28 protein-coding genes are annotated in these 25648 nt (G+C 62.3%); 18 read left to right on the forward strand and 10 right to left on the reverse strand.

Annotated features, from left to right (window positions below; translation table 11 throughout):
• Positions 1-213: 213 nt before the first annotated feature.
• From loiP to KI617_RS02650, 5 genes are all read left to right on the forward strand, one after another.
• On the forward strand, positions 214-1026 hold the full coding sequence (gene loiP / locus KI617_RS02630) for a metalloprotease LoiP (RefSeq protein ID WP_226450349.1): 813 nt from the start codon (positions 214-216) through the stop codon (positions 1024-1026).
• A 162-nt stretch (positions 1027-1188) separates the two neighbouring features.
• Positions 1189-2397, forward strand: coding sequence for an MFS transporter (locus KI617_RS02635; RefSeq protein ID WP_226450350.1), 1209 nt, complete (start codon positions 1189-1191; stop codon positions 2395-2397).
• A 12-nt stretch (positions 2398-2409) separates the two neighbouring features.
• On the forward strand, positions 2410-2880 hold the full coding sequence (locus KI617_RS02640; protein WP_226450351.1) for a single-stranded DNA-binding protein: 471 nt from the start codon (positions 2410-2412) through the stop codon (positions 2878-2880).
• Between the two features lie 121 nt (positions 2881-3001).
• On the forward strand, positions 3002-3850 hold the full coding sequence (locus KI617_RS02645; protein WP_226450352.1) for an HDOD domain-containing protein: 849 nt from the start codon (positions 3002-3004) through the stop codon (positions 3848-3850).
• A 75-nt stretch (positions 3851-3925) separates the two neighbouring features.
• Positions 3926-5818, forward strand: a complete 1893-nt coding sequence (locus KI617_RS02650; RefSeq protein WP_226450353.1) for a potassium transporter Kup — start codon at positions 3926-3928, stop codon at positions 5816-5818.
• 9 nt (positions 5819-5827) lie between these two features.
• On the opposite strand, the gene KI617_RS02655 is transcribed toward KI617_RS02650, so the two are convergent.
• The 3 genes from KI617_RS02655 to KI617_RS02665 form a co-directional block, all read right to left on the reverse strand.
• The gene (locus tag KI617_RS02655) at positions 5828-6952 is read right to left on the reverse strand and encodes a GGDEF domain-containing protein (RefSeq protein ID WP_226450354.1); all 1125 of its coding nucleotides are present in this window, start codon (positions 6950-6952) and stop codon (positions 5828-5830) included.
• A gap of 15 nt (positions 6953-6967) precedes the next feature.
• On the reverse strand, positions 6968-7456 hold the full coding sequence (locus tag KI617_RS02660) for an adenylyltransferase/cytidyltransferase family protein (protein WP_226450355.1): 489 nt from the start codon (positions 7454-7456) through the stop codon (positions 6968-6970).
• Between the two features lie 351 nt (positions 7457-7807).
• On the reverse strand, positions 7808-8713 hold the full coding sequence (locus KI617_RS02665; RefSeq protein WP_226450356.1) for a MerR family transcriptional regulator: 906 nt from the start codon (positions 8711-8713) through the stop codon (positions 7808-7810).
• Positions 8714-8821: 108 nt separating this feature from the next.
• Between KI617_RS02665 and KI617_RS02670 the strand changes: the two genes are divergently transcribed.
• From KI617_RS02670 to KI617_RS02715, 10 genes are all read left to right on the forward strand, one after another.
• Positions 8822-9379: a glutathione peroxidase gene (locus KI617_RS02670; RefSeq protein ID WP_226450358.1), complete on the forward strand. Its 558-nt coding sequence runs from the start codon at positions 8822-8824 to the stop codon at positions 9377-9379.
• 26 nt (positions 9380-9405) lie between these two features.
• Positions 9406-10206 (forward strand): GTP cyclohydrolase FolE2, encoded by an 801-nt coding sequence (folE2, locus tag KI617_RS02675; RefSeq protein WP_226450360.1) that lies wholly within the window; start codon positions 9406-9408, stop codon positions 10204-10206.
• Between the two features lie 10 nt (positions 10207-10216).
• Entirely contained in the window at positions 10217-11536 is a 1320-nt protein-coding gene (locus KI617_RS02680) for an NAD(P)/FAD-dependent oxidoreductase (RefSeq protein WP_226450362.1), read from the forward strand.
• A gap of 8 nt (positions 11537-11544) precedes the next feature.
• Positions 11545-12309 (forward strand): DUF1365 domain-containing protein, encoded by a 765-nt coding sequence (locus tag KI617_RS02685; protein ID WP_226450364.1) that lies wholly within the window; start codon positions 11545-11547, stop codon positions 12307-12309.
• Positions 12306-13490, forward strand: coding sequence for an SAM-dependent methyltransferase (locus KI617_RS02690; protein ID WP_226450366.1), 1185 nt, complete (start codon positions 12306-12308; stop codon positions 13488-13490). The genes KI617_RS02685 and KI617_RS02690 overlap by 4 nt, the downstream gene beginning before the upstream one ends.
• A complete protein-coding gene (locus tag KI617_RS02695) occupies positions 13459-14004 on the forward strand; it encodes a chalcone isomerase family protein (protein WP_226450368.1) in 546 nt (181 codons plus the stop codon). The genes KI617_RS02690 and KI617_RS02695 overlap by 32 nt, the downstream gene beginning before the upstream one ends.
• Positions 14005-15117: 1113 nt before the next feature.
• Positions 15118-16341, forward strand: coding sequence for an MFS transporter (locus tag KI617_RS02700; RefSeq protein ID WP_226450370.1), 1224 nt, complete (start codon positions 15118-15120; stop codon positions 16339-16341).
• Positions 16338-16862: a DUF3833 domain-containing protein gene (locus KI617_RS02705; protein ID WP_226450372.1), complete on the forward strand. Its 525-nt coding sequence runs from the start codon at positions 16338-16340 to the stop codon at positions 16860-16862. The genes KI617_RS02700 and KI617_RS02705 overlap by 4 nt, the downstream gene beginning before the upstream one ends.
• 5 nt (positions 16863-16867) lie before the next feature.
• A complete protein-coding gene (locus tag KI617_RS02710; RefSeq protein WP_226450374.1) occupies positions 16868-17623 on the forward strand; it encodes an SDR family NAD(P)-dependent oxidoreductase in 756 nt (251 codons plus the stop codon).
• A 1-nt stretch (position 17624) separates the two neighbouring features.
• A complete protein-coding gene (locus KI617_RS02715; protein ID WP_226450376.1) occupies positions 17625-18047 on the forward strand; it encodes a nuclear transport factor 2 family protein in 423 nt (140 codons plus the stop codon).
• 46 nt (positions 18048-18093) lie between these two features.
• On the opposite strand, the gene KI617_RS02720 is transcribed toward KI617_RS02715, so the two are convergent.
• Positions 18094-18408, reverse strand: coding sequence for a hypothetical protein (locus KI617_RS02720; RefSeq protein ID WP_226450377.1), 315 nt, complete (start codon positions 18406-18408; stop codon positions 18094-18096).
• A gap of 138 nt (positions 18409-18546) precedes the next feature.
• Between KI617_RS02720 and KI617_RS02725 the strand changes: the two genes are divergently transcribed.
• Positions 18547-19557: a response regulator gene (locus KI617_RS02725; RefSeq protein ID WP_226450379.1), complete on the forward strand. Its 1011-nt coding sequence runs from the start codon at positions 18547-18549 to the stop codon at positions 19555-19557.
• 5 nt (positions 19558-19562) lie between these two features.
• Here KI617_RS02725 and KI617_RS02730 read toward each other — a convergent pair whose 3' ends face one another.
• From KI617_RS02730 to KI617_RS02755, 6 genes are all read right to left on the reverse strand, one after another.
• The gene (locus KI617_RS02730; protein WP_226450381.1) at positions 19563-21245 is read right to left on the reverse strand and encodes a potassium channel family protein; all 1683 of its coding nucleotides are present in this window, start codon (positions 21243-21245) and stop codon (positions 19563-19565) included.
• Positions 21246-21258: 13 nt separating this feature from the next.
• Positions 21259-21642 (reverse strand): DUF6394 family protein, encoded by a 384-nt coding sequence (locus KI617_RS02735; protein WP_226450383.1) that lies wholly within the window; start codon positions 21640-21642, stop codon positions 21259-21261.
• Positions 21643-21724: 82 nt separating this feature from the next.
• Positions 21725-22390, reverse strand: a complete 666-nt coding sequence (locus KI617_RS02740; protein ID WP_226450385.1) for a BON domain-containing protein — start codon at positions 22388-22390, stop codon at positions 21725-21727.
• The gene (locus tag KI617_RS02745; protein WP_226450387.1) at positions 22390-22980 is read right to left on the reverse strand and encodes a phosphoheptose isomerase; all 591 of its coding nucleotides are present in this window, start codon (positions 22978-22980) and stop codon (positions 22390-22392) included. The genes KI617_RS02740 and KI617_RS02745 overlap by 1 nt, the downstream gene beginning before the upstream one ends.
• 41 nt (positions 22981-23021) lie before the next feature.
• Positions 23022-23387: an HIRAN domain-containing protein gene (locus tag KI617_RS02750; RefSeq protein WP_226450389.1), complete on the reverse strand. Its 366-nt coding sequence runs from the start codon at positions 23385-23387 to the stop codon at positions 23022-23024.
• Positions 23365-23727: a YraN family protein gene (locus KI617_RS02755; protein ID WP_226450391.1), complete on the reverse strand. Its 363-nt coding sequence runs from the start codon at positions 23725-23727 to the stop codon at positions 23365-23367. The genes KI617_RS02750 and KI617_RS02755 overlap by 23 nt, the downstream gene beginning before the upstream one ends.
• 21 nt (positions 23728-23748) lie before the next feature.
• Between KI617_RS02755 and rsmI the strand changes: the two genes are divergently transcribed.
• Positions 23749-24585: a 16S rRNA (cytidine(1402)-2'-O)-methyltransferase gene (gene rsmI, locus KI617_RS02760; protein WP_226450393.1), complete on the forward strand. Its 837-nt coding sequence runs from the start codon at positions 23749-23751 to the stop codon at positions 24583-24585.
• Positions 24586-24613: 28 nt separating this feature from the next.
• The gene (pyrC, locus tag KI617_RS02765; RefSeq protein ID WP_226450395.1) at positions 24614-25645 is read left to right on the forward strand and encodes a dihydroorotase; all 1032 of its coding nucleotides are present in this window, start codon (positions 24614-24616) and stop codon (positions 25643-25645) included.
• Positions 25646-25648 lie beyond the last annotated feature (3 nt).

Below are 25648 nucleotides of genomic sequence, written 5' to 3' on the forward strand. Positions count from 1 at the left end.
TGAACTATACGCAAAACAGGCCGGATGCGCATCGATGGCTGGATGTATATACAGTTTTTCGCTCCCTCTTCCGGCTTGAAATCCCTCGTTTTTAGAGCTGCGGTTTAAGTCAAATGCATCATAAATGCCTTTGGAATTATGGCAATGTGCTAGACTGTTGCCCCCGATCGCCAGCGGGCGGTCAATAATTCCAACGATCAAAGGATCAACACCATGAAGATTTCTCTCGGCATGGAGAAAACCCAGTTCGCGGCAGCCCGTGGCGGCCGGTCACTGATGCTTGTCGGTATGGCAGCCCTCGTTTTGAGCGCCTGCAGCAACACCCAGGACATCTCGACCGCCAATGCCGAGGGGCTGGTCAAGGCCGGCAGCGCTGCGGTTCAGGCGGCGACCCTGAGCGACGCCGACGTGATGCAGCTTTCTGACAAGTCCTGTGCCGAGCTCGACGGTAAATCGAAGATTGCCGCCGCCAAGAGCAAATACGCGCTGCGCCTGGCCAAGGTCGTCAAGAGCATGCCCAAGGCGGTCGATGGGGTGAATATCAATTACAAGGTCTACGAGACCAAGGAAGTTAACGCCTGGGCCATGAACAATGGCTGCGTTCGTGTCTATTCCGGCTTGATGGACCTGATGACCGATGACGAAGTGCGCGGTGTGATCGGTCATGAAATTGGTCACGTCGCCCTCGGCCACTCCAAGAAGTCCATGCAGGTTGCCTACGCCGCCGGCGCGGCGCGTCAGGTTGCCGCTGCTTCGGGTAGTTCTGCCGTTGCCGCACTGAGCGCTTCGGATGTCGGTGCCATCGCTGAAAAGCTGGTCAATGCCCAGTTCTCGCAGGCTCAGGAAAGCGATGCCGACGACTATTCCTTCGATCTGCTGACCAAGGCCAAGCTCAAGCGTGAAGGCCTTATCTCGGCCTTCGAGAAGCTGGCCAAGCTTGGCGACAGCAACAGCATGCTCAGTTCGCATCCGTCTTCGGCGGGGCGCGCCCAGCACATCCGCGATCGTATCGCCGCCAAGAAGTAATCGGTCGGCCACGCTGGCAGCAAAAAAGCCGGGGTTTCCCGGCTTTTTTGCATTCTGGCGGCGATGGTTTCGCTCGGTGATCCGACTCGCCCCGGGCAGAAGGGCAATGAGCAAACCTGCTAATATTCCTCCTTCGCTGCAATGCAACAAAGACAAACGACAATGGCCTCCCCAACCGACCGCATGAGCCCGGAAGAACGCCGCGCCGGCGCCTCCCTGGCTTCCATCTTCGCCCTGCGCATGCTCGGGCTGTTCCTGATTCTGCCGGTGTTTTCCGTCTATGCGAAAACCTTGCCGGGCGGTGACAATCTGGCGCTGGTCGGCTTCGCGCTGGGGGCTTACGGCCTGACGCAGGCTTTCTTTCAGATTCCCTATGGCATCGCCTCGGATATCTTCGGGCGCAAGCAGGTCATCGTCGTCGGCTTGCTGATCTTTGCTCTGGGCAGTTTTGTTGCCGCTTGGGCGCCGGATATGACCTGGATCATCGTCGGCCGCGTGCTGCAGGGGGCGGGCGCGATTTCAGCCGCTGTGACCGCACTGGCCGCCGACCTGACGCGAGAAGAGCACCGGACCAAGGTGATGGCGATGATCGGCTCGTCGATTGGCCTCGTCTTCGCGCTGTCGCTGGTCGGGGCACCGATCCTGTATGGCTGGATCGGCATGGGTGGGCTGTTCGTCATGACCGGCGTCTTGGCGCTGGCCGCCATCGTCCTGCTGTTCAAGGCCGTGCCGCCTGCACCGCCGCCGCATGGCCACGAAAAACTGCCGCTGCGCCGGGTGGTTTTTGACCCTGATCTGCTGCGCCTGAATGTCGGCATCTTTGTGTTGCACATGGTCCAGATGGCCATGTTCGTCGTGCTGCCGCATGCGCTGGTCAGTCATGGCGGACTGGAAGCGGCATCGCACTGGAAGGTCTATCTGCCAGCCGTGCTGGTCTCCTTTGCCATCATGGTGCCGGCCATCATCGCGGCCGAGCGCAAGGACAAGATGCGGCCGATTTTCCTGGCGGCGATCGGTCTGCTGGTCATCGTCCAGTCCGGCCTGCTCCTTTTCAGCGGCAGCCTGTGGCTGCTGGCATTGTGGCTGATGCTGTTCTTCGTGGCTTTCAACGTGCTGGAAGCAACACTGCCCTCGCTGGTCTCCCGCACGGCGCCACCGGCGGCCAAAGGGGCGGCCCTCGGTGTGTACAACACGACCCAGGCCCTTGGGCTATTCATCGGCGGTGCGGCGGGCGGATATATTGCCCAGCATTTCGGCGATAATGCGGTTTTCGCTGCCTGCACCGGTCTGATCCTGATCTGGCTGGTGGTCGCGAATTCCATGAATTTTCCGCAACGGCGCCCGGTCGCCGCGGCGACACAAACTGCTTAGGAGACATTGGTAATGGCATCGGTTAACAAATGGATCGGCATTGGCAATCTGGGCCGTGACCCGGAAACGCGCTATACCGCCAGCGGTGAAGCGATCTGCAATTTCAGCATCGCTTGTACCGAAAGCTGGAAGGACAAGCAGAGCGGCGAGCGCAAGGAAATGACCGAATGGGTCCGTATCTCCGCTTTTGGCAAGCTGGCCGAGATTTGCAGCCAGTACCTGAAGAAGGGCTCGCAGGTTTACGTCGAAGGCAGCCTGCGGACCCGCAAGTGGACCGACAAGGAAGGCCAGGAGCGCTACACCACCGAAATCCGCTGCGATGACATGAAAATGCTGGGCTCGCGTCAAGGCATGGGTGCTCCCGCCGGCGGTAGTGGCGGTGGTGGTGGCGGTTACGACGAACCGACCGATTACTCGCCGGCGCCGCCGAAGAACAAGCCGAAGCCGTCCTTTGACGATCTCGGCGACGACATTCCGTTCTAAAAAAATGGCATTGCCTGCGCTACCGGCGTTACGCCGCCTCGCTGTACGGTCTGGTACCGTCTTCGGCGGCACGCCTGGGCAGTGCGGTTCACTACCATTTTTTATCCAGAGGTAAATCTGCATGGCCAACGCCGTCACCTTCAAGGTACTCGAAGACATCGCCCGGGATCTTTCCGGCAGCGAGATTACCTTTCCGACTTTTCTCGACATCACCTTCCAGGTGCGTGCCGCGCTGAAGGATCCGAACCTGAGCGTCGAGCAACTGGCCAAGCTGGTCGGGGCCGAGCCGCTGATGAGCGCCAAGATCATCCGCATGGCCAACTCGGTGGCGTTGAACCCGAGCGGTCGCGAGATCGCCGACGTCAAGAACGCCATTGTCCGGGTCGGCATGGAGGCGGTGCGCACGGTGTCGTTTGCCGTGGCCATGGAGCAGTTGCTGAAATCGAAGCAGATGCAGCCTTTCGAGAATCTTTCCCAGCGTTTGTGGGAGCACACCTCGCACGTTGCCGCCTTGTGCCGCGTGCTGGCCCGCAAGCTGGCCAAGATCAACGGCGACGAGGCGATGTTTGCCGGCCTGGTGCATGACCTCGGGGTGTTCTACCTGATGTCGCGCGCCGCCAATTTCCCGGAGCTGGTCAACGACAAGGTGGAGTTGCATGCCTTGCTGGTCGATTGGCATGACAACATCGGTCACGCCCTGCTGTCGGCGCTTGGCTCGCCGGAAGCCGTGCTTGAAGCGGTGCGCGATCACGAGACCGAGCGCGAGATCGCGGCTGTCGGCAACTTGTCCGATGTGCTTTATGTCGCCAACAAGATCGCCAACCGGACCTCGTGCTGGCGCGATCCGGAGCTCGACGGCGCAGTCGATACCTCGATGCTGGATACGCTTTTCGATGCCGAGACGCTGGCTGAAATTGTCGAGGAATCAGAAGAAGAAGTGCAGTCGCTGAAGGCGGCCCTCGGCGGCTAAGCCGTCCGGTGCCGGATCTGGATCGGCAGGAAGGTTCCGTGCCAACGGGCGTCTGATCGACGGGGAGCAGCTTTGATGAGCAGTCACGGACAGACGGCGGATGTCACCGGCAAGCGCTTTGCCGCGCTTGCCCTGGCCGCGCTTGGCGTGGTCTATGGTGACATCGGGACCAGCCCGCTGTACGCGGTGAAGGAAGTCTTCGCCGGCAACCACCCGATCCCGGTCACCATGGCCAACATCTACGGCAGCCTGTCGCTCTTCTTCTGGGCGCTGGTCATTGTCGTTTCGGTCAAGTACGTCACCTTCATCATGCGCGCCGACAACCGCGGCGAGGGCGGCATCATGGCGCTGATCGCCCTGGCGCTGCACACGGTGCAGGACAAACCGCACCACGCCAAATGGATCATGATCGTCGGTGTCCTCGGGGCGGCGATGTTCTACGGCGATGGCATGGTGACGCCGGCCATTTCAGTGCTCTCCGCCGTCGAGGGGCTGGAAGTTGCGACCCCGGCCCTGAAACCTTTCGTCATTCCGATCACGATGATCGTGTTGTTCCTGCTGTTTTTCGTCCAGCGCAGCGGCACGGCCACGGTCGGGGCCTTTTTCGGGCCGGTCATGTTGGTCTGGTTCACCGTCCTGGCCTTGCTCGGCCTGCACAACATCATCGATCATCCGGCCATCCTGGCGGCGCTGAACCCCTTGTACGGCTTCGAGTTCCTGCTTGAAAACAAGGCGATGTCGCTGGTCGCGATGGGCAACGTCGTGCTGGCCGTGACCGGCGCTGAGGCGCTTTATGCCGACATGGGGCACTTCGGCCGTAAGCCGATTTCCCGCGCCTGGTTTGCTTTTGTGTTGCCGGCGCTGGTGCTCAATTATTTCGGTCAGGGCGCCTTGATCCTCGGCGACCCCGAAGCAGCCAAGAACCCGTTCTTCCTCTCGGCGCCGGAGTGGGCACTTTATCCGCTGGTCGGGCTGGCCACGGTAGCGACGGTGATCGCGTCGCAAGCGGTCATTTCCGGTGCTTTCTCGGTGACTCGCCAGGCCATGCAACTCGGTTTCGTGCCGCGCATGGAGGTGCAGCACACCTCCGAGAAGGAGCAGGGGCAGATTTATCTGCCGGCCGTGAACTGGGGCCTGATGGTGGCGGTGATGATCCTCGTCCTCGGCTTCAAGTCCTCGAACAATCTGGCGGCCGCCTACGGCATCGCTGTGACCGGCGACATGGTGATCACCTCCATTCTCGCCACGGTCGTCGTCGCCAAGGTCTGGAAATGGGGATGGTTCAAGGCCGGCCTGCTGTTTGCCTGCTTCCTGTCGGTCGAACTGGTCTTCCTCGCCGCCAATATCCTGAAGATACCGGACGGCGGCTGGTTCCCGCTGGTGGCCGGGATGGGCGTCTTCGTGCTGATGACGACCTGGAAGCGTGGTCGCCAGTTGCTCTCCGAACGTCTGCGTGGCGAGCGCCTGGAATTGTCGATGTTCCTCGATTCCCTGGCCTCGTCGATGCCGACCCGGGTGGCCGGTACCTCAGTCTTTCTGAATGCCGACCCGAAGGGGGTGCCGCATGCCCTGCTGCACAACCTGATGCACAACAAGGTGCTGCACGAGCGTGTCGTCCTGCTCTCGGTTCAGTTTTTCGATGTGCCCTACGTGCCGGATATCGACCGGGTCGAAGTGCGGCAACTGAAGGAAAATTTCTGGAGCGTCATCATCCAGTACGGCTTCAAGGATTTGCCCAATGTGCCAGATGCCCTGGCCTTGTGTGCCGATGCCGGATTGGTCTTCAATGCGCTGGAAACCTCGTATTTCATCGGTCGTGAAACGCTGATTCCGCGCCTCGGCTCGGACATGGCTTTCTGGCGCGAGAAGATATTCGTCGCCATGTTCCGCAATGCCGGTTCGGCCACGGCCTTCTTCAAGATTCCGAGCAATCGCGTTGTCGAGCTGGGCACCCAGGTCGTTCTTTAGGGTTGCCAGCTAGCGCCAGCAGTGCTGGTCGCGGCCACCCTGCTTGGCGGCATACAGCGCCCGGTCGGCGCGGACGAACGGGGATTGCTCGTCGTCATCGGCTTTGCTTTCGGTGCAGCCGATACTGGCCGTAATGGCGATGGGCTTGCCGTTCTCCGGATGGCTGGCCGGGTTGCTGCGGATCGTCGCCAGCAGGCGCTCGATGACCGTCGCCGCTGCGTCGGCCGAGGTGTCGATGAGCAGGATGGCAAATTCCTCGCCGCCGATGCGCGCCAGTTTGTCGATGCTGCGCAGTTGTTTGGCCAGCAGGCCGGACAGATGAACCAGGACAGCATCGCCGACCGGGTGTCCATAAGTGTCGTTGACCAGCTTGAAATGGTCGATATCGAGCATGAGCAGCGTGAAGCGGCTGTGCAGGCGCTGGTTGCGCGTGAGTTCATCGGCCAGCGTGGTCATGAAGGCACGGCGATTGAGCAGGCCGGTCAGCGGATCGGTCGTTGCCAGATAACGCAGTTCCTCTTCCAGCCCGGTGCGCTGAACGATTTCACGTTCGAGCTGGTCGCGCTCGGCGAGCAGCGCCGCATTTTGCCCTTCGATCCGTTGCTGGTAGCGCTCCAGGATGAGCTCTGACCAGAGCAGGACGCCGGTAATCAGCACGGTGGTGGTGATGTAGCGTGCAATGTACTCAATGGAATAGGCGGTGCTGTTCGGCCCGTTACCGGCCAGCATCATCAGGCAGGTGGCCGTGATGATGGCGCCCAGTACCCAGATGCCGCCTTCGCGTGGCGGCAGCAGCTTGAGCGAAACCAGCGGCAGCGACAGGAACCATAGCCCCCGGGCGTGCTCCGGCCCCGAGTAGGCGACCAGATAGAGGACCAGGGCGCTGTAGCAGACCACGGCCGGGCGGATGGCCCGGTAACCTTGCCCGTAGCGCCAGAGTGCCAGAACGCAGATAACAATGACGGTCGCGGTCAGCAGCGCCAGGAGAGCGAGCAGCCAGTCATGGTCGAGGGCCGCAACGATGCCGAAATAAGTCAGTGCGGGCATGCCGATGCAGACAAAGGCGGCCGCCCGCTGGCGAAGCTGGATTTCCTGTTCGGAGATGGGCGGGGAGGAGGATGCTCGGTCGCGCATGGCGCTGCAGAAGCCTTAGAGGCGGCGGATTTTTTCCAGCAATGCCGTCGTCGATGTCTGGTGGATGAAGGGGATCGAATGGACCGTGCCGCCCCAGCCGCGCACTTCGTTGCAGCCGACGATCTTGTCCACCGGCCAGTCGCCGCCCTTGACCAGGATGTCCGGGCGGCATTCAAGGATGCGCTGCAAGGGCGTGTCTTCGTCGAACCAGGTCACCAGCGAGACGCAGGCCAGCGAGGCCATGACGGCCAAGCGGTCTTCCAGCGCATTGACCGGCCGGTCATCGCCCTTGCCGAGGCGCTTGACCGAGGCATCGGTGTTCAGCGCGACGACCATGCTGACGCCGAGGGCTGCGGCCTGGGCCAGATAGGTGACATGGCCGCGATGCAGGATGTCGAAGCAGCCGTTGGTGAACACCAGCGGGTGGGCCAGTTGGGCGGATCTGCTGGCCAATTGGTGCGGCGGGCAGATTTTCGATTCGAAGGTGGGGGATGCGTAGGACATGGCTGCTTCATCGGTGGAGTGAGTCTCTATTTTAGTGCTTGTTGCTCATGACAGCGGGAGTTCTCATATTTGGCGTTTCCGGCATTGCGCAACAGGCATGGCGTGTTTGGCCTGGCCAGGCAAAGAGCGCGGTATTGGCCCAATGCCGTTCAGTTAAGCGTTATTCCTGCGGCCTCGACACACCCGGGACTTCGCTTCGCGGCGGGCGAAGCGGGAAACCGAGCACCATGCATTTGCTGGGTTCCCGCCTTCGCGGGAACGACAAACGCAAGGGTTATTCCACTAACTGAACGGCATTGGCGGTATTGGCCGGTTTTTGCCGGCGGCTCCTGCGGCCAGGGGAATCGCTGGTCAGGCAGCTGCCGCGGGCCACTTCGCCAGTGCCTCGATGGCGCCCTCGAGTGTCGGAATCAGGCGGACGCCCGCCGGCGCGCTGAGACGCAAGATGCCGCTGCCACCGACCCAGAGCTGGGTGCTGGCCGGCAGCACCATGCGCAATTGCTGCAGCAGGGCGGGAATCTGTCGCTGCGGGAAGGCGACCGAGAAGGACAGGGCGACGATGTCGGCGTGGTGGGCTTCGGCGGCGCGGGCAATTTCCAGCAGGGGCATTTGCGTGCCGAGGGGGATGCATTCGGCGCCCTCCAATGCGAACAGGGCTTCCGCCATCAGCAGGCCGAGGACGTGCGTTTCATCCGGCACGCTGGTCAGCAGCACACGTGGTCGGCGCGGGCCGCCGGGCAGGGCGGCGATGGCCTGGCGGAGCAGACGCTTGGTCAGTTCGGTGAACAGGTGTTCCTCGAAGACTTCGAAGCTGCCGTCTTCCCAGGCTTCGCCGACCTGACGGGTCAGGGGTGAAACGGTGTCCTGGACAAAGCGCTGCAAACCCTGGCGGGCGAGTCGTTGCTGCATGGCCTGCTGATAGCCGGCGGCGTCGTGCTGCTTGATCAGCGCCAACAGTTCAGTCAGGTCTTCCGCTTCGCCGGCCGGGATATTTTCGCTGGTGCGAGCCCGGCGGGGGGCGAGTGCCGTCAATTCCTCGGCTGGCGTCGAAATCAGTTTGCCGGGCCGATGGCCCTGATCCATCAAGCGCTTGATCAGGCGCAGGCGCTCGACCTGGTCGGCCGGGTAGAGGCGCTCGCCATTCAGGTCGCGTTCCGGCACCGGGAAGCCATAGCGCCGCTCCCACATGCGGAGGACATCCTTGGAAAGACCGGTATCCCGCTCGACGGCGGCAATATTGAAACTAGGGGTATTCATATTTGTCCTAAACAAATGTTAGACAAACCATTGACAAGCCAACTTTTGATCGCTATCTTACGAACAAACGTCCAGTTTGTCTAGGACAAATCAAGCGAGGAGTTGAACATGTTTTCTAGTCTGAAACGTTGCCTTGGCATTGCAGGCTTGATTTCGCTCGGCATCGTCCCCGTCGCCGGGGCCGCTGAATGCCCGCCGCTGCTCAATCACAGCTTCGCCAGCCTGCAGGATGGCAAGCCGATGCCGCTCTGCCAGTACGCCGGCAAGGTGATCCTGGTCGTCAATACGGCCAGCTACTGCGGCTTCACTTCGCAGTACGACGGGCTGGAAAAGCTCTACGCCCGGCTCAAGGACAAGGGCCTGGTCGTGCTCGGTTTTCCGTCCAACGACTTTGGCGAACAGGAACCGGGCAGCGAGAAGGAAATTGCCGATTTCTGCCGGCTGACCTATGGCGTCGAGTTCCCGATGGTCAGCAAGACGGTGGTCAAGGGCAAGGGCGCCCATCCCTTCTACCTGAAGCTGGCCGAGATCACCGGCAGCAAGCCGAAGTGGAATTTCCACAAGTACCTGATCAGCCGCGATGCGACGCAAGTCATTGCCTACACCAGCTTCACCAAGCCGGATGACAAGGATTTGCTGAAAAAAATCGACGAATTCCTCAAATAAGCCAGCCCAGACCCCAGGAGCCAAACATGAATGCCCCGGAAAACATCTTCCTGCCTGACGTTCAAGCCACCGCCGACACGCGCCGCCTCGCCATCCAGAGCGTTGGCGTCAAGGGTTTGCGCTATCCCCTGCAACTGGAAAATGCCGCTGGTGAGACAGTCGGCACGGTCGCCACGCTGGCGATGAGTGTCGGCTTGCCGCCCGAGGTCAAGGGCACGCACATGTCGCGTTTCGTCGAGTTGCTCGAAGCCCGCAGCGGTCCGCTGACCCAGGTTGGCCTGCTGCGCATGATGGCCGACATGCTGCTGCGTCTGGATGCCCGGAGCGGCCGCATCGAGCTGGCTTTTCCCTACTTCATCCGCAAGATGGCGCCGGTCTCCGGCGTCGAGAGCCTGCTCGACTACGACGCGACGCTGATCGTCGACCAGCGTGAGGGCGAGAGCGCGACGCTGATCCTGTGCGTCGTGGCGCCGGTGACCAGCCTCTGCCCCTGCTCGAAGAGGATTTCCGATTACGGCGCCCATAACCAGCGTTCGCACATCACGCTGGAGGCACGGCTGCGCGCGCCGATGAGCATCGAGGATCTGGTCCGCCTGGCCGAGGAAGAAGCCTCCTGCGAAGTCTTCGGCCTGCTCAAGCGGCCGGACGAAAAGTGGGTGACCGAGCGCGCCTACGACAACCCGAAGTTTGTCGAGGATCTGGTCCGCGACATCGCGCTGCGCCTGATGAACGAGCCGCGCATCGCCGAATGGAAGGTGGCTTCCGAGAATTTCGAGTCCATCCACAACCACTCGGCCTACGCCGAACTGTACGGCTGCAATGAGTAAGGGAGACATCATGCAACAAAGACAACGAATCGCCGTCGTCGGTGCCGGCATCTCCGGGCTGGCTTCCGCCTGGCTGCTCAGCCGCCAGCATGACGTGACCCTGTTCGAAGCCGGCGCCTATCTCGGCGGCCACACCAATACGGTCGATGTGACACTGGAAGGCAAGTCGCATCCGGTCGATACCGGCTTTCTCGTCTTCAACGAAAAGACCTATCCGAACCTGATCGCGATGTTCGCGCTGCTCGGGGTCGACAGCGTCGAAACCGAAATGTCCTTCGCGGTCAGCCTGGAAAACCCGGATCTCGAATGGGCCGGCAGCAACCTGGCCACGGTCTTCGGCCAGAAGCGCAACCTGGTCCGCCGGCAGTTCTGGTCCATGCTCTCCGACATCCTGCGCTTCAATCGCGAAAGCATGGCCTGGCTGGCGACGCATCCCGACAACCAGCGCAGCCTGCGCGATTTCCTGAGTGCCGGACGCTATTCCAGCGCCTTCTCCGACTGGTATCTGCTGCCGATGGCGGCGGCCATCTGGTCCTGCCCGACCGGCCAGATGCTCGACATGCCGCTCGCCACCTTCATTCGTTTCTGCCAGAACCACGGCCTGCTGCAGGTTTTCGACCGGCCGATGTGGCGCACGGTGAAGGGCGGCGGCCGCGAATACGTCCGCAAGATCGCCGCCGAGCTCGATGCCAATGGCGCGATCATCCGCCTGGCCTGCCCGGTCAGCGCCGTGACCCGCGAGGCCGAGGGGCTGCGCGTCACCCGCGGCGCCGGCAGCGAGCATTTCGACCAGGTCGTGATGGCCTGCCACAGCGATCAGGCCCTGGCCATCCTCGGCTTCACGGCCAGCGATGCGCAGCGCGAGGTGTTGTCGGCCATCCGCTACCAGCCGAACCGCGCCGTGCTGCATACCGACCGTGCCCTGCTGCCGCGCGATGAAAAGCTGTGGTCGGCCTGGAACTACTTTGCCGGACACGGCGAGCCCGGCGAGCAGCCGGTCGGCGTCTCCTACCTGATCAACAAGCTGCAGCCGCTGCCCTTCAAGACGCCGGTCGTCGTCACGCTGAACCCGGCCCGTGAGCCCGACCCGGCCAAGGTGCTGGCCGAGTTCGATTACGCCCATCCGATCTTCGACGGCCCGGCCATCGCCGCCCAGCAACGGCTGGCAGACGTACAAGGCGAGAACGGCATCTGGCTGGCGGGCGCCTGGGGCAGCTACGGCTTCCATGAGGATGGCCTGAAATCGGCGTTGCGCGTGGTCAATGGCATGGGCGTCAATGCGCCGTGGCAGGGTGTCGCCGAAGTGCGGCGCGAGACGGAAAGCGCCTGAGGCCAGCCATGAACTTCCGCCCGCAACTTTTCCTCGGCCATGTCATGCACCGGCGCCTGCGCCCGGTGGTCAATGCCTTCGTCTATCCGGTGTTCTATATCCAGCTGCCGGTACGCGATCTGGCCTCGGCAAATTGCGGCATTTTCAGTGTCGACCGGCCCAACATTCTCAGCTTCCGCCGCCAGGATCATGGGGCGCGCGATGGCAGCCCGCTCCTGCCGTGGATAACCGCGCTGCTGCGCGAGCGCGGCCTGCCGGATGACGGCGAGATCGTGCTGCAGACCTTCCCGCGTGTTTTTGGGCTGGTTTTCAACCCGGTCAGTTTCTGGTTTTGCCATGACCGGACCGGTGACTTGATCGCCGTGCTGGCCGAGGTGAACAACACTTTCGGCGGCACCCGCAGCTACCTGCTGCACAACCCGGGCGGCGCACCGCTGCGCGACGGCCAGGAACTGCGGGCCGACAAGGATTTCCACGTCTCGCCCTTCAACGAGATCGAAGGCGGCTACCGCTTCCGCTTCCACCTGAACCGGCCGGTGCCGCTGGCCCGCATCGACTACGACGATGCCGAGGGCGAATTGCTGCTCACCTCCATCTCCGGCAAGGCACGGGCCTGGAGCGCCGGCGCCTTGCTCGGGGCCTTCCTGCGCATGCCCTTGATGACCGCCGGCGTGCTTTTCCGCATCCACTGGCAAGCCCTGAAACTCTGGCTGAAAGGGGTGCCCTTCCGTGGCGCCCATGTTTCTCAACCCCTCCGGGAATCGACAAAATGAACAACACCATGATCCTGCGTGGCAGCGAACGGCTGGCCCGCGACACCTTTCTGGTCTTTGAGCTGCTGGAGAAAATCGAAGGCGGCATGCTGGAAATTCGCCTGCCCGACGGTTCCTGCGCCCTGTTTGGCAACGGCGAACATGGCGTCACGCTGCAGGTGCGCGACGAGGCGATGTTCGGCATGGTGCTGGCCCGCGGTGACATCGGGCTGGCCGAAGCCTATCTCGACGGGTACTGGGATTCGCCGGATGTGACCGGTCTGCTGACACTGCTGGCGAGGAATCGCGAAGTGCTTCGGAAGGCTGTCTACGGCTCCTGGCGCAACCTGCTGGCGGCCCGCATCCGCCACTGGCTGAACCGCAACAGCCGGGCCGGCAGCAAGCGCAACATCATGGCGCACTACGATCTGGGCAACGATTTTTACCAGTTGTGGCTCGACCCGACCATGAGCTACTCGGCCGCCATTTATCGTGAAGCCGACGATGGTTCGCTCGAAGCAGCGCAGCATGCCAAGTACAACCGCATCCTGAATTGCCTGAAGGCCGGGCCGGGGCAGCGCGTGCTGGAAATCGGCTGCGGCTGGGGCGGCTTTGCTGAAAAGGCCGCACAGCAAGGTCTGGCAGTAACCGGTCTGACCCTGTCGCCGGCCCAGCTGGCATGGGCGCAAAACCGCGTGCCGGCGGCCGATCTTCGCCTGCAGGACTATCGGGATACGCAGGAACAATTCGACCACGTCGTCTCCATTGAAATGTTCGAGGCCGTCGGCGAACGTTTCTGGCCAAGCTACTTCAAGACGGTGGCCAAGGCGCTGAAGCAGGATGGCCGGGCGGTGATCCAGAGCATCACCATTCGCGACGATCTGTTCGCCAGTTATCGCCGGGGCACCGATTTCATTCAGCAATATGTGTTCCCCGGCGGCATGCTGCCGTCGCGCCAGGCTTTCCGCGCCGCAGCGGCCAAACAGGGGCTGGTCGTCCGCAACGAATACGCCTTTGGCCTCGACTACGCCCGTACCCTGGCCGAATGGCGCCATGCCTTCGAGGCCAAGTGGCCGCAGATCGCGGCGCTGGGTTTCGACGAGCATTTCCGCCGCCTGTGGCGGATGTATCTCTGTTACTGCGAGGCTGGCTTCCTGGCCGGGAATATCGATGTCGTCCAGTTCGAACTCACGCATGCTTGAGGCGGCACGCTCGGCCAGGCGTCGGCGCCTGCTGCTGGCGCTGGCGTCGGCGCCCTTTTCAGCCTTCGCCAGCACCGACCCGACGGCCGGCCTGAGTCGCTGGGGCAGCGGCGAATTCCGCCGCTTCGGCTTTCTCGTCTACGAGGCGGCGCTGTGGGCCGGCGATGATCCCTTGCGCCCACCGCTGGCGCTCAAGCTGACCTACAAGCGGAATATCGCCGGTGCGGCGATTGCCGAGGCCAGCGTCAAGGAAATCCGCAATCTCGGCATTGCCGACGAGGCGAGCTTGAAGCGCTGGGGTGAGCAGATGGCGCGGCTGTTCCCGGACGTCAAGCCGGGGGACTACATCATCGGCCAGTATCGTGCCGAGGCGGCCGTGTTCCATTTCAATGATCGCCGGCTCGGCAGCGTCGACGACCCCGCTTTCGCCCGTGCCTTCTTTGGCATCTGGCTTGATCCGAAGACCAGTGCGCCTGATTTGCGTGCTGCGCTGCTTAAACGGCCGGCGGTCTGAGATGACCAACGTATACATTGGCGCATCCATTGAGGGCAGACCCAGGTTTTGCGGCTCTGAATTGGGCTTAGAGCCTTGTTCGGGTTTTCTGCAGGTTCAACCGCCGGGTTTCGCGCTTGCGGCGCGAGTTACTTTCTTCTTGCGTCGCCAAGAAGAAAGTAACCAAAGAAGAAGGCGACCCTGGGTCGGCGCCCCTTCGGGGTTCCTTGCGCTACTCGGCAGGCCGGGCGGCTTGCCTGAACTCGCCTGCGGCTCAGACAAGGCAAGCCGACTGCCCCCGGCCCGCCTGCGTTGCTCAGCGCCTCGCAAGGGGCCCGAAATGCGTCATGGATCGACCCGCGCCATGCGCAATGCCGGGTTACGAAGCGACCACTATTTGAGCGCTAGCTGGTTTGCCGGGGCCAGTGGAGGGCGCCGAGCAACGCAGGCGTTGGAGGCATTAATTGGATTCAGGCCCGGGTTATTCGGTTTTGGGGTTTTGCGCTCGTTCGACCGTTGTTTTTCGCGCTTGCGGCGCGCCGTACTTTCTTTTGCTTCGCCAAAAGAAAGTACGCAAAGAAAAGGCGACCCTGGGTCGGCGCCCCTTCGGGGTTCCTTGCGCTACTCGGCAGGCCGGGTGGCTTGCCTGAACTCGCCTGCGGCTCAGACAAGGCAAGCCGACTGCCCCCGGCCCGCCTGCGTTGCTCAGCGCCTCTCAAGGGGCCGGAAAGGCGTCATGGATCAACCTGCACGACGCCGAATGCTGTGTTGTGAAGGTTCCACTGCTTGGGTTCGGGATGGTTTTCAGGGGCCCATTGAAGGCGCCGAGCAACGCAGGCGTTGGCGGAACAAGGGCGAGGACTGTCTGAGGGCGCAGCCCGAGTTCCGCAGCGCCCTGAGCGATGCGCAGCATCGGGAAGAAGTACTCTTGGGGTGCCCCCGCCAACGACGAGTAGCACAGGGAACCGGCGAAGCCGGCACCGCCCTTGGGTCGCCTTTTCTTTGCGCACTTTCTTTTGGCGAAGCAAAAGAAAGTGCGGCGCGCCTCAAGCGCGAAAAACAACGATTGAACGAGCCCCGTCCTCAAAAACTCCGCGCAGACCACGCTTTGAAGGCCATGGGAGAGCCCACCCCATGACCCCCTCCCGCATCCTTGCCTACGGCCTGCTAGGCCTCCCGCTAGCCTTCGCCGCCCTCCCCATCTACGTTCACGTCCCGCGTTTCTACGCCGAAACAGCCGGCCTGCCGCTCGCCCTCCTCGGCTTCATCCTGCTCGGTGCCCGTCTGCTCGATGCCGGCATCGACCCGTGGCTGGGCTGGCTGGCCGACCGGGTTTCGCGGCGCCGCATGGTGGCGCTGGCCCTGCTGCCTTTTGGGCTGGGCTTCGTCGCGCTGCTCAATCCGCCGTCCGAAAATGTCAGCATCTGGCTGCTTGCATCGCTGGCCCTGACCTACCTCGGCTTTTCGGCCGCCACTGTCGCCTATCAAGCCTGGGGGGCGGATGTGGGAAGCGACTCCGGCTTGCGCACCCGGCTGACCGCCGCCCGGGAAGGCTTCGGGTTGCTCGGCGTCGTGCTCGCCGCGGCGCTGCCGACGGTGCTGGCCGGCAGCCTTAACGACGGCATCGCCCGCTTGAGCTGGATATTGCCCCCCTTGCTGCTGATCGCAGCTGCAACGACCTTCATCCGGGTTGGGGTGGGGCGGCCGGTGGTTGCCTCGCGCCAGGCGCTGTTGCCCAGCTTGCGTCGCGTTTTCGCCGATCTGGCCTTCCGCCGCCTGCTACTGGTGTTCGTCGCCAATGGCATTGCCGCCGCCCTGCCAGCCACGCTGTTCCTGTTTTTTGTCGCCGATGTCCTGCAACTGGAAAGCGCCAGCGGGCCCTTGCTGGCGCTCTATTTTGTCGCCGGTGCGGCGTCGCTGCCCCTGTGGGTGAAGCTGGCGGCCCGTCAGGGGCGCGTTGTCGCCTGGCTGCTGGCGATGGGCCTGTCCATCATCGCCTTTGCCGGCGCCAGCCTGCTCGGAGCGGGCGATCTCTGGCCCTTTGCCCTGATCTGCGTTGCTTCCGGGCTGACGCTCGGCGCCGATCTCGCGTTGCCGGCGGCGATTGCGGCCGATCTTGGCGAACGACAGGGGCAGCCGGGCGCCTGTTTTGGCGTCTGGAATTTTGTCTCGAAACTCAACCTGGCGCTGGCGGCCGGGCTTTCCCTGCCCTTGCTGGCGCTGCTCGGCTATGTGCCGGGCAGTACGGCCGGTCTGCCGGCGCTGACCTTTGCCTATGCCCTGTTGCCACTTGCTTTCAAGGCATTGGCCGCGGCCTTGCTCTGGCGCTGGCGTCATTCTCTGGAGTCTGAATCATGAAACTGCTCGCTGCTGCTCTGTTTTCCCTTGGCCTGACCGCCTGTGCCTCGACCGGCGTCGAACAATACCGAGCCGAACAGCCGGCCCTCGACCTGAAGACCTACCTGAACGGGACGCTCGATGCCTGGGGCATGTTCCAGGGGCGCTCGGGTGAAGTGAAGAAACGCTTCCACGTCGTCATCGATGCCAAATGGACCGGTGAAGTCGGCGTCCTCGACGAAAACTTCAAGTGGTCCGACGGCACGACTTCGCGTCGTATCTGGACGCTGACCCGGCAGCCGGATGGCACGTTCCGCGGCAAGGCCGACGATGTCGTCGGCGAGGCAATCGGCGAAGTGGCCGGCAATGCGCTGCGCTGGCGCTACGTGCTGGCGCTGCCGGTCGACGGCAAGGTTTACAACGTCGACTTCGACGACTGGATGTTTCTGATGGACGACAAGGTGATGATGAACCGCTCGTTCATGTCGAAGTGGGGCTTCAACCTTGGCGAAGTGACGCTGACCTTCGTCAAGCGGCAGTAATGGCCATGAACCCGAAAATCACCGACTGGCAAGGCAAGCGCGTCTGGCTGGTGGGCGCTTCCTCCGGCATCGGCGCCGCCCTGGCGCGCGAACTGGCCGAGCGCGGTGCCAAGCTGGCTTTGTCGGCACGCAGCGTCGACAAGTTGCTGGCGCTGGGTATTGCTGATGCCTTGCTGTTGCCCTGCGATGCCACCGATCCGGTCAGTCTGGGCGCAACCCGCCAGGGCTTGCTGGCGGTCTGGGGCGGCGTCGACCTGGTTGTTTATCTGGCTGGTGACTATGTCCCGATGCGCGCCGACAACTTCGATCTGACGGTCGCCGAGCGGGTCATCGAGGTCAATTTCAATGGTGCCATGCGCCTTGCTGCGACCGTTCTGCCCGATCTGCAGCCGGGCGGCGGCATCGCTTTCGTGGCCAGTGTCGCCGGTTATCGCGGCCTGCCCAAGGCGCTCTGCTACGGGCCGGGCAAGGCAGCGCTGATCCATTTTTCCGAAGTGCTGCATCTTGATCTGGCGCCCAAGGGCGTCGGGGTCTGGGTGATCAACCCCGGGTTCGTCTCGACCCAGCTGACCGCGAAGAACGATTTCGCCATGCCGGCCCTGCAAACGCCGGAACAGGCGGCGCTGGCCGTGGTCGACGGGTTCAGAACGGGGGCTTTCGAAATCCACTTTCCCAAGCGCTTCACCCGCCTGATGAAGCTGTTCGCCCATTTGCCCTATGGCTGGTATTTCCCCCTGATACGCCGCTTTACCGGAGGCTGAGATGAATCTCGACAAGCTGATCTGTTTTTACAACGAGTTCGCCCCGGACAGCGTGGCCCGCTTTCCCGAGTTCTACAGCGCCGATGCCTATTTCAAGGATCCATTCAACGAGGTGCGTGGCATCGCCGCCATCCAGCGCATCTTCACCCACATGTTCAGCCAGGTCGCCGAGCCGCGCTTCGTCGTCACCGAGAAAGTAGTCGATGAGCATGGCGCCATGCTGATCTGGGAGTTTTACTTCCGCGTCCGGCTGTGGGGCAAGGGCGAGGCGCAGGTCATGCGCGGCGTTTCTCACCTCAGGTTCGACGCCGACGGTAAGGTCAATTACCACCGCGATTACTGGGATACCGCCGAGGAGCTATACATGAAACTGCCGGCCATCGGCTCGCTGATGCGAGGGCTGCGCCGGGTGATGGCTGCCTGAGCGCAAGTGATCAAGCCCAGGGGGTTTCGGCCGGTCTGTTGTCGTATCAGCTTGTCGCCAGTTTTTCCCGGCAATCCAGAATGCCCTGGTTGATTTGCTGGCGTAATCTGCTTTCCGTCTCGCAAGGGTTTTCGGTGAGTGAAATGCAGGTTTCGGTCAGCGCTTCCAGCAGGGCATACAGCCAGGACTGCTCATCGTCTCCTTGAATTTGGGAGAGCAGTGGTCGTCCATGCTGCCGAATTCCCCCCTGATCAACCAGTTCATGCATCAGGTCATTCAGGATCGTATGAACGTCCGGCTTGATTTCAGGATGGTCCAATAGCCGACGGGCTCGTTCCAGAGATGAGAGCGCGCGCTTCATGGGAGATTTCATTCTTGTCGGACAGCGGGAAAGGAGGTGGATTCTAGGGGGGGATATCTTTGTAGTTACCCCTAAAGTTAGGGGGTGGTATGGCTCTAAAATTGTTAAGCTTGATATAAATGTTCAATTCGTATCCTCATGTTGCCTAATCCAAAAAAACTGCTATGTGTTGAGCCTTCTTCAACCCAGCAGGCAATTGTTGGGGGAATGGTTGCGCAACATGGTCTTGAGTTCGTGGCATGTGGCGGCGAAGCCGATGCCTTGCTCCTGCTTGAGGAACAATATTCACTGATGGTCGTGGCCAATGAATTGGCCGACGGAGACAGTTTTCAGCTAATTGAGGCCGTCAGGCTTTCGCTGGAAACGGCAATGTTGCCGATTGCATTTGTGACGGGAAACGAGGATCGCTCGCTGGCTAAAATTGCCATGCGGGCGGGGGCAACTGAGGTATTTCTGCGCAAGGACCTCCGTGCCCTGAACGAGTTCATCGGCGGTTACGGCTCGGCCAGAGAAAACCTGGCGTTCAGTGGCCGGGTTCTGTTGGTTGAAGATTCGGATTCGCATGCCGAGTATGTGGTTCATCTGTGCCAGGTGTTGGGCCTCGATGTTGATGTCTGCAAAAACGTCAAGGCTGCATCGGCTCGCTATCGGCCGGAGAAATACCAGCTGGTCATTATCGATGTGGTGCTCAATGACATTCAGAGCGGCATCACCCTGGTCCGCAGTATTCGCCAGAACCACCTGAACCGGCAGCCCATTCTTGTGATGTCGGGCTATGACGATTTGCCGCGTCGTCTGTTGGCTTTGAAGAGCGGGGCGGACGACTTCATCAGCAAGCCTTTTTCACCCGAAGAATTTGTTTGGCGCCTTCATAAAGTCCTGCGTTCCTATGCCGGGTTGGATCAAATGCGGGGTACGCCCCTTGCAGGGCAGATCGTACCGATAATGGAAGGGCAGGACTTCATGTCCCATCTCTCGCCTCGTGAGCGGGAAATCGCCGAGAAAATACTGGAAGGCCTGACTGACAAAGAGATTGCGCGACAGCTGGCCATTTCCTTCTGGACCGTGCGCAGCCATATCGAACAGATCTTTGGCAAGACTGGGGCGCTCAATCGACGCGATTTGATGGCGCGTTTCATCGGCAAGTAATGGCTTCAGCGGGCAGCCAGCAGCTTGCCAAGCAGGCTGCCGGAATTTTCGTGACCGGTCAGTACGAAATCGAGTTCGTTGGCATTGCGCAGCGTCATTTCCAGACTCCGCTGGGCGGCAAGGGGGCTGGCAAACAGCAGTTGGTCGCCGGCCTGCAGCACAAAATCGTCGGCCGGCAGCAGGAAGTAGTCGCTGCCGCGCTCCACGAGCAGCGGAACGACGGCCAGGCGTTGCTGGCGATCGGCGCCGTCGACCAGCAGATCGGCGAGGCGGATCCGGCTGTCGTGCATCAGCGCCTGCCAGGCCGCCGGGGCTTCCGCGGCATTCAGGCGATTGTCCCAGAGCACCGGGGTCAGGCCGCCGCACTCACAGTGCAGGCGCTCGACCAGTTGCCGGCATTGCGCCTCATCCAGAGCATGGAGGCGATCGAGAAAGCGCGCCAGCAAGGGGGCAGTCAGGATGGCGATGCTTTCCTGGGCGACGATGCGGCTCGGGCGCACGGTGAAATCCGCGTCGTAGGCCTCGAACAGGGCGCTGTTGGCGGCATGGTTCTGGCGGATGACGACGAACAGGGAAGGATTGATCTCGCTGGCGGTCACGGCGATCGACAGGTTATTCACATCGTTGTCGCTGCCGGCCACGATGCCCGAGGCATTGGCGATGCCGGCCTGGCGCAGCGTGCCGGCCTCGGTGCCGTTGCCGCTAAAGTTCTGGTCGGCATCCTGGGCCGCCGGGTCGATAATGCTCAGGGTGATGCCGGTATCGCGCAGGCGTTCGGCCACCGCCTGCCCGAAGCTGCCGTAGCCGCACAGGATCCAGTGGCCGCGCGGCGGCCGGTGCGGCTCGGGGATCGGCGTTTCCGGCAGGCTGGTCAGCAGTTCGATCAGCCGGAAGCGCTCCGGTGAGGCGACGGCCAGCGCCAGGTGGTCGGCGAACTGCGTGAAGGGCGTGATGATGTGGTCGGTGCCGAAGGAGGCCATGTTGGCGGTCACGGCCGGCGTCCGCGCGCGGGCGATGACCGGGATGTCCGGGTTGAGCAGGCGGACGGCGATGGCGATGGCCAGGTTGGCCTCCTCGTCGTTGGTGATGGCGAGCACGCCCCGGCATTTGGGATGCTTGAGTCCGGCCAGCAGCAGGTTGTCGGGTTGCCGGGCATCGGCGGCGAGGGCCGGGGTATCGGTCTTGAAATCCTGCAGGTCGAGCTCCTCGACGCGCAGTTCGTCCTTTTCGAGCACGACGAAAGCCTGGTCGATACGGTCGAAGGTGCGAGCAACCAGGTTGCCGGTTTCGCCGCAGCCGCAGATCAGATAGAACGGCGCCTTGAGCTGGCGGACGCGGCGCGTGAAGCGGTTGCTGGTCAGCGTGTTCTGGAAGCCTTTGTCCTGGAGCAGGGCAATCAGCGTGACCACCGAGTAGGACCAGCCGACGACGGTCAGGTAGATGCAGACGGTGACCCACAGGCGCTGCGCATCGGAGAAGGCGACGGGGATTTCGCCGAAGCCGATGGTTGTTGCGGTGTAGCTGATGAAGTAGAAGGCGTGGAAGAAGCTCATCGGCGCCGTCATCTTGCCTTCGGCATCGACGCCGGGCACCAGCGTCAGGCCGACCACCGAGATCGCGTAGATGACGATCAGCACGATGATCGGCGCCCGCATGCGGCGCAGAACCAGGAAGAAGGCGCTATTCACGCTGAGCTCCCGCCTAGCGGCGCAGCATCACGGTTTCGACGATCAGGATGATGACCGAGACAATGTTGGCAAACAGCGCGCCCCCGGACAGCGAAACGACGCTCGAAGTAACATGCGCCGTCATGCCAACGCCGGTGATGTGTACCGCGACGCCCCAGGTGATGGCGGCGGCGATCAACTGCAGGTCGGCGACCAGGCTGGTGGACAGGTGGATGGCGCCGATCTGCGTACGGTCACCGAACTTCAGCGCGGTGGCGATCAGGCTGACGACCAGGGCGGCGGCCAGTTCATAAACGCTATGCAACTCCGGGTTGCCGATGTCGCCAATGAAGAAGCCGAAGTTGAGCGTGGCCGCCAACAGGATGAAGAAACCGAAAATGACTTTTTCGAGATTCATGATGCCCCCCAAATGCGATCAGGGCGTACCTTCCGGCACGCCCTGTCAGCTTACTCCTGTCCTGCCTTGCCCGGGGAGGGGGTCAGCGATTTTCGACCGGGGCAGACTGCGGCGGGGTGCTGCGCGAGCCGAGCACCTGGTTGTCGAGGCGGCGGGTTTCATCGTCGCTGACGATTTCCAGGACATTGACCACCTTGACGACGCCAGCCGTGGTGCGGGCGACGGCGACGGCGACCTTGGCTTCGCGTTCGTTCACGATACCCATCAGGAAAACGATGCCACGCTCGGTCAGCACCTTGATGTGGTTAGCCGACAGCTGGTTGGTATCGACCAGGCGGGCCTTGACCTTGGAGGTGATGAAGCTGTCGTTGCTGCGGCTGCCGAGCGGCGTGGCCGCGCCGATGCCGAGCTCGTTATAGACCTCACGCACGCCTTCGAGCTTGCGCACTTCGGACTCGATGGTCGATTTGACTTCTTCATTCGGCACTTCGCCGGTGATCAGCACGCGACGGTTGAAGACCGTAAAGTTGGCGTGCGCCTGGTTCTTGTACTGCTCGGGAACGCGCTGGTTGGCCTTCCATTCGGTCGTTTCGTCGTCGGTCTGCGTGCCGGTCGAGCGGCGGTCATGGGCCGACATGACGCTGGCCGCAGCGGCGGTGCCGAGCAGGGCGGCTTCGACGCAGCCCTGCAGGGCCGGCAGTGCTGCGATCATGACAATGGCGGCAAGGCTCAGTTTGATTTTTTGCATTATTCGACTCCCAGTAAGAGTGCATCGATCCCATCGCACAGGCAATGAATCGCGACAAGGTGGGTTTCCTGAATGCGTGCCGTCCGGTCGGCCGGTACGCAAAGATGAATGTCGTCGTCGCGCAGCATTTCGCCGATCTGGCCGCCACCCTTGCCGGTCAGCGCCACGACGTGCATGTCGTGTTCGTGGGCGGCCTTGATCGCTTCGATGATGTTGCCGGAATTGCCGGACGTGGAGATGGCCAGCAGCACGTCGCCGGCATGACCGAGGCCACGCACCTGACGGGAAAAAATCTGGCTGAACGAGTAGTCGTTGCCGACGGCGGTGATGATCGAGCTGTCGGTGGTCAGGGCAATCGCAGCCAGTTCCTGGCGCTCGGCTTCGAAACGGCCGATCAGTTCAGCTGCGAAATGCTGGGAATCGCCGGCTGAGCCGCCGTTGCCGCAGGCCAGAATCTTGCCGCCGTTGATCAGGCAGTTGGTCATCGTCTCGATGGCGGCGGCAATCGGGGCGGCCATCGCGTCGACGGCATTCAGCTTGGTTTGGGCACTGTCTTCGAAGTGCTGGGTAACGCGGGCGATCAAATCCATGTCGTTCAAAGGTTTAAGGCTATAGATCGAGGCATTCTACCTCACAGCTCCATGAACACTTCGAACGCCACACGCTGCCATGGGTTTTTGTTGTCGCTCAGGGACGACACGCGGGCCGTGAGCCGGTCGCCGGCATCCATCGCCGCTGCAACGGCCCGGTTCTGGGCGCGCGGCACATAGCCCAGCTTGTGACCGTGCCACTCGACACGGATGGCGTGTCTATCGTATTTGTTGTCCGGTTCGCGGATCAGTTCGAGCCCATCGCCGACCTTGATCGCCGACCAGAATTCTTCAAGCGCGTAATACTGGCTGCCGGCCAATGGCGAACTTTGCACCAATACACGGATGCTTTCGGCCTGCGCGGTCGCCAGCCAGCAGAGCAGGCTAATCGTCAGCAGAAAACGCATGCTTGATCCATTCAAGTTGCTCGCCGTCGATCAGGACGCAGTCGAAACGGCAGTCGCAGTCCGCCTTGCCGAGCAGGTAGTGCTGGGCGGCGAGCACGATGCGCCGGCGCTTGCCGGCCGTGATGCTGGCCCCGGCGCCACCGAAATCGCTGCGGCTGCGCTGGCGGACTTCGACGAAAACCAGCCCCTTGCCATCGCGGCAGATCAGGTCGATCTCGCCGCCCCGAATGCGGAAATTTCGCTCGATGAGGCGCAGGCCGCCGCGCTCCAGATAGCGGGCTGCCCGGTCCTCGGCTTCGCGGCCGCGCACGGTGGTGGTATCGTTGGCCTTTGCCTGCATGCTGATAAAAATGACGGAAGAATGATGGAAGAGTCCGCCGCATTGTATGTCGTCCCGACGCCGCTCGGGAATCTCGCCGATCTGACCCGTCGCTCCGAAGAAATTCTGCGCACCGTACCCTGGGTCGCCGCCGAGGATACCCGCCACAGCGGCCCGCTGCTCAAGCAACTGGGCGCCCAGGCGCGAACCATTCCGGCGCATCAGCACAACGAACACGAAGCCGCCGCTCGCATTGTCGACAAGCTGCGCGCCGGTGAAGCGGTGGCGCTGATTTCCGATGCCGGCACCCCCGGTATTTCCGATCCCGGTGCCCGCATCGTCGCTGCCGTTCGTGCTGCCGGCTGCAAGGTCGTGCCGCTGCCCGGTCCTTGCGCGGCGACCACGGCACTGTCCGGCTCTGGCCTGCTCGATGAACATTTCCTTTTTTATGGCTTCCTGCCGGCGAAGGGTGGGCAACGTCGGCAAGCGCTGGAGGAATTGCGCGAACAGCCCTGTGCACTGGTCTTCTACGAAGCGCCACACCGGGTGCTGGAAACCGTCGAAGACATGGCGACGGTGTTCGGCGAGCGGACACTGGTCATTGCCCGCGAACTGACCAAGCTCTTCGAATCGATCCATTCCCTGCCCTTGGCCGAAGCGCTCGACTGGCTCAAGGCCGACCCCAACCGCCAGCGTGGCGAATTCGTTCTGATGCTTTCCGGCGCCCCGGCGGATACCGACAGTGGCGAGGGCGAACGGGTCCTGAAGCTGCTGCTGGCCGAAGGCCTGCCAGTCAAACAGGCCGCCAAGCTGGCCTCGCAGATCACCGGCATGGCAAAAAATGCGCTTTATGAGCGCGCCCTGGCCCTGAAAAGCTAAAATCGCGGAAACTGTTTCGAGAATACCCATGCAAATCACCATTACCCGCCCCGACGACTGGCATCTCCATCTGCGTGACGGCGATGCGCTGGCTTCCGTTCTTGCCCATACGGCTCGCCAGTTCGGCCGCGCCATCGTCATGCCCAACCTGAAGCCGCCGGTGACCACCGTCGAGCAGGCCGCCGCCTATCGTGATCGTATCGTTGCCGCCTTGCCGGCCGGCGCCTGCTTCGAGCCGCTGATGACGCTGTACCTGACCGACAACACGCCGGCCAGCGAAATCACCAAGGCCGCCGCTTCCGGTTTCGTCAAGGCAGTGAAGCTCTACCCGGCCGGGGCGACGACCAATTCCGATGCCGGTTTGACCGATGTCGCCAAGGCCTACGACACGCTGGCCGAAATGGAACGTCTCGGGCTGCCATTGCTGGTGCATGGTGAGGTAACCGATCAGAAGGTCGACCTCTTCGACCGCGAGAAAGTCTTCATTGATACCGTGCTGCTACCGCTGACCCAGCGCTTCCCGAATCTGAAGGTGGTCATGGAGCACATCACGACCAAGGATGCTGCCGAGTTCGTGGCTGCATCGCCGGCCAACGTCGCCGCGACCATCACCGTCCACCATCTGCTCTACAACCGCAATGCCATCTTCCAGGGCGGCGTTCGGCCGCACTGGTACTGCCTGCCGGTGCTGAAGCGCGAGACCCATCGCGAGGCGCTGGTGGCTGCCGCCATTTCCGGCAACCCGAAATTCTTCCTCGGCACCGATTCGGCGCCGCACGCCAAGGGCGCCAAGGAGGCGGCCTGCGGTTGTGCCGGCTGCTACACCGCCTATGCGGCGCTGGAGCTTTATGCCGAAGCCTTCGAGCAGGCCGGTGCACTCGACAAGCTGGAAGCTTTCGCCAGTTTCAACGGCCCGGACTGGTACGGCCTGCCGCGCAACAGCGGCACGGTGACTCTGGTCAAGGAAAACTGGACCGTGCCGGCCGACTACCCGTACATCAGCACCGACGCCATCGTTCCGCTGCGGGCCGGTGAAACGTTGTCCTGGAAAATGCTCTGAGGA

This window comes from Ferribacterium limneticum (assembly GCF_020510625.1).
Lineage (GTDB): Bacteria > Pseudomonadota > Gammaproteobacteria > Burkholderiales > Rhodocyclaceae > Azonexus > Azonexus limneticus_A.

Excerpts from the sequence above, each read along its gene's own strand:
- loiP (WP_226450349.1), top strand. The coding sequence starts at position 214 with ATGAAGATTTCTCTCGGCATGGAGAAAACCCAGTTCGCGGCAGCCCGT.
- KI617_RS02635 (WP_226450350.1), top strand. The coding sequence starts at position 1,189 with ATGGCCTCCCCAACCGACCGCATGAGCCCGGAAGAACGCCGCGCCGGC.
- KI617_RS02640 (WP_226450351.1), top strand. The coding sequence starts at position 2,410 with ATGGCATCGGTTAACAAATGGATCGGCATTGGCAATCTGGGCCGTGAC.
- KI617_RS02645 (WP_226450352.1), top strand. The coding sequence starts at position 3,002 with ATGGCCAACGCCGTCACCTTCAAGGTACTCGAAGACATCGCCCGGGAT.
- KI617_RS02650 (WP_226450353.1), top strand. The coding sequence starts at position 3,926 with ATGAGCAGTCACGGACAGACGGCGGATGTCACCGGCAAGCGCTTTGCC.
- KI617_RS02655 (WP_226450354.1), bottom strand. The coding sequence starts at position 6,952 with ATGCGCGACCGAGCATCCTCCTCCCCGCCCATCTCCGAACAGGAAATC.
- KI617_RS02660 (WP_226450355.1), bottom strand. The coding sequence starts at position 7,456 with ATGTCCTACGCATCCCCCACCTTCGAATCGAAAATCTGCCCGCCGCAC.
- KI617_RS02665 (WP_226450356.1), bottom strand. The coding sequence starts at position 8,713 with ATGAATACCCCTAGTTTCAATATTGCCGCCGTCGAGCGGGATACCGGT.
- KI617_RS02670 (WP_226450358.1), top strand. The coding sequence starts at position 8,822 with ATGTTTTCTAGTCTGAAACGTTGCCTTGGCATTGCAGGCTTGATTTCG.
- folE2 (WP_226450360.1), top strand. The coding sequence starts at position 9,406 with ATGAATGCCCCGGAAAACATCTTCCTGCCTGACGTTCAAGCCACCGCC.
- KI617_RS02680 (WP_226450362.1), top strand. The coding sequence starts at position 10,217 with ATGCAACAAAGACAACGAATCGCCGTCGTCGGTGCCGGCATCTCCGGG.
- KI617_RS02685 (WP_226450364.1), top strand. The coding sequence starts at position 11,545 with ATGAACTTCCGCCCGCAACTTTTCCTCGGCCATGTCATGCACCGGCGC.
- KI617_RS02690 (WP_226450366.1), top strand. The coding sequence starts at position 12,306 with ATGAACAACACCATGATCCTGCGTGGCAGCGAACGGCTGGCCCGCGAC.
- KI617_RS02695 (WP_226450368.1), top strand. The coding sequence starts at position 13,459 with ATGTCGTCCAGTTCGAACTCACGCATGCTTGAGGCGGCACGCTCGGCC.
- KI617_RS02700 (WP_226450370.1), top strand. The coding sequence starts at position 15,118 with ATGACCCCCTCCCGCATCCTTGCCTACGGCCTGCTAGGCCTCCCGCTA.
- KI617_RS02705 (WP_226450372.1), top strand. The coding sequence starts at position 16,338 with ATGAAACTGCTCGCTGCTGCTCTGTTTTCCCTTGGCCTGACCGCCTGT.
- KI617_RS02710 (WP_226450374.1), top strand. The coding sequence starts at position 16,868 with ATGAACCCGAAAATCACCGACTGGCAAGGCAAGCGCGTCTGGCTGGTG.
- KI617_RS02715 (WP_226450376.1), top strand. The coding sequence starts at position 17,625 with ATGAATCTCGACAAGCTGATCTGTTTTTACAACGAGTTCGCCCCGGAC.
- KI617_RS02720 (WP_226450377.1), bottom strand. The coding sequence starts at position 18,408 with ATGAAGCGCGCGCTCTCATCTCTGGAACGAGCCCGTCGGCTATTGGAC.
- KI617_RS02725 (WP_226450379.1), top strand. The coding sequence starts at position 18,547 with ATGTTGCCTAATCCAAAAAAACTGCTATGTGTTGAGCCTTCTTCAACC.
- KI617_RS02735 (WP_226450383.1), bottom strand. The coding sequence starts at position 21,642 with ATGAATCTCGAAAAAGTCATTTTCGGTTTCTTCATCCTGTTGGCGGCC.
- KI617_RS02740 (WP_226450385.1), bottom strand. The coding sequence starts at position 22,390 with ATGCAAAAAATCAAACTGAGCCTTGCCGCCATTGTCATGATCGCAGCA.
- KI617_RS02745 (WP_226450387.1), bottom strand. The coding sequence starts at position 22,980 with ATGGATTTGATCGCCCGCGTTACCCAGCACTTCGAAGACAGTGCCCAA.
- KI617_RS02750 (WP_226450389.1), bottom strand. The coding sequence starts at position 23,387 with ATGCGTTTTCTGCTGACGATTAGCCTGCTCTGCTGGCTGGCGACCGCG.
- KI617_RS02755 (WP_226450391.1), bottom strand. The coding sequence starts at position 23,727 with ATGCAGGCAAAGGCCAACGATACCACCACCGTGCGCGGCCGCGAAGCC.
- rsmI (WP_226450393.1), top strand. The coding sequence starts at position 23,749 with ATGATGGAAGAGTCCGCCGCATTGTATGTCGTCCCGACGCCGCTCGGG.
- pyrC (WP_226450395.1), top strand. The coding sequence starts at position 24,614 with ATGCAAATCACCATTACCCGCCCCGACGACTGGCATCTCCATCTGCGT.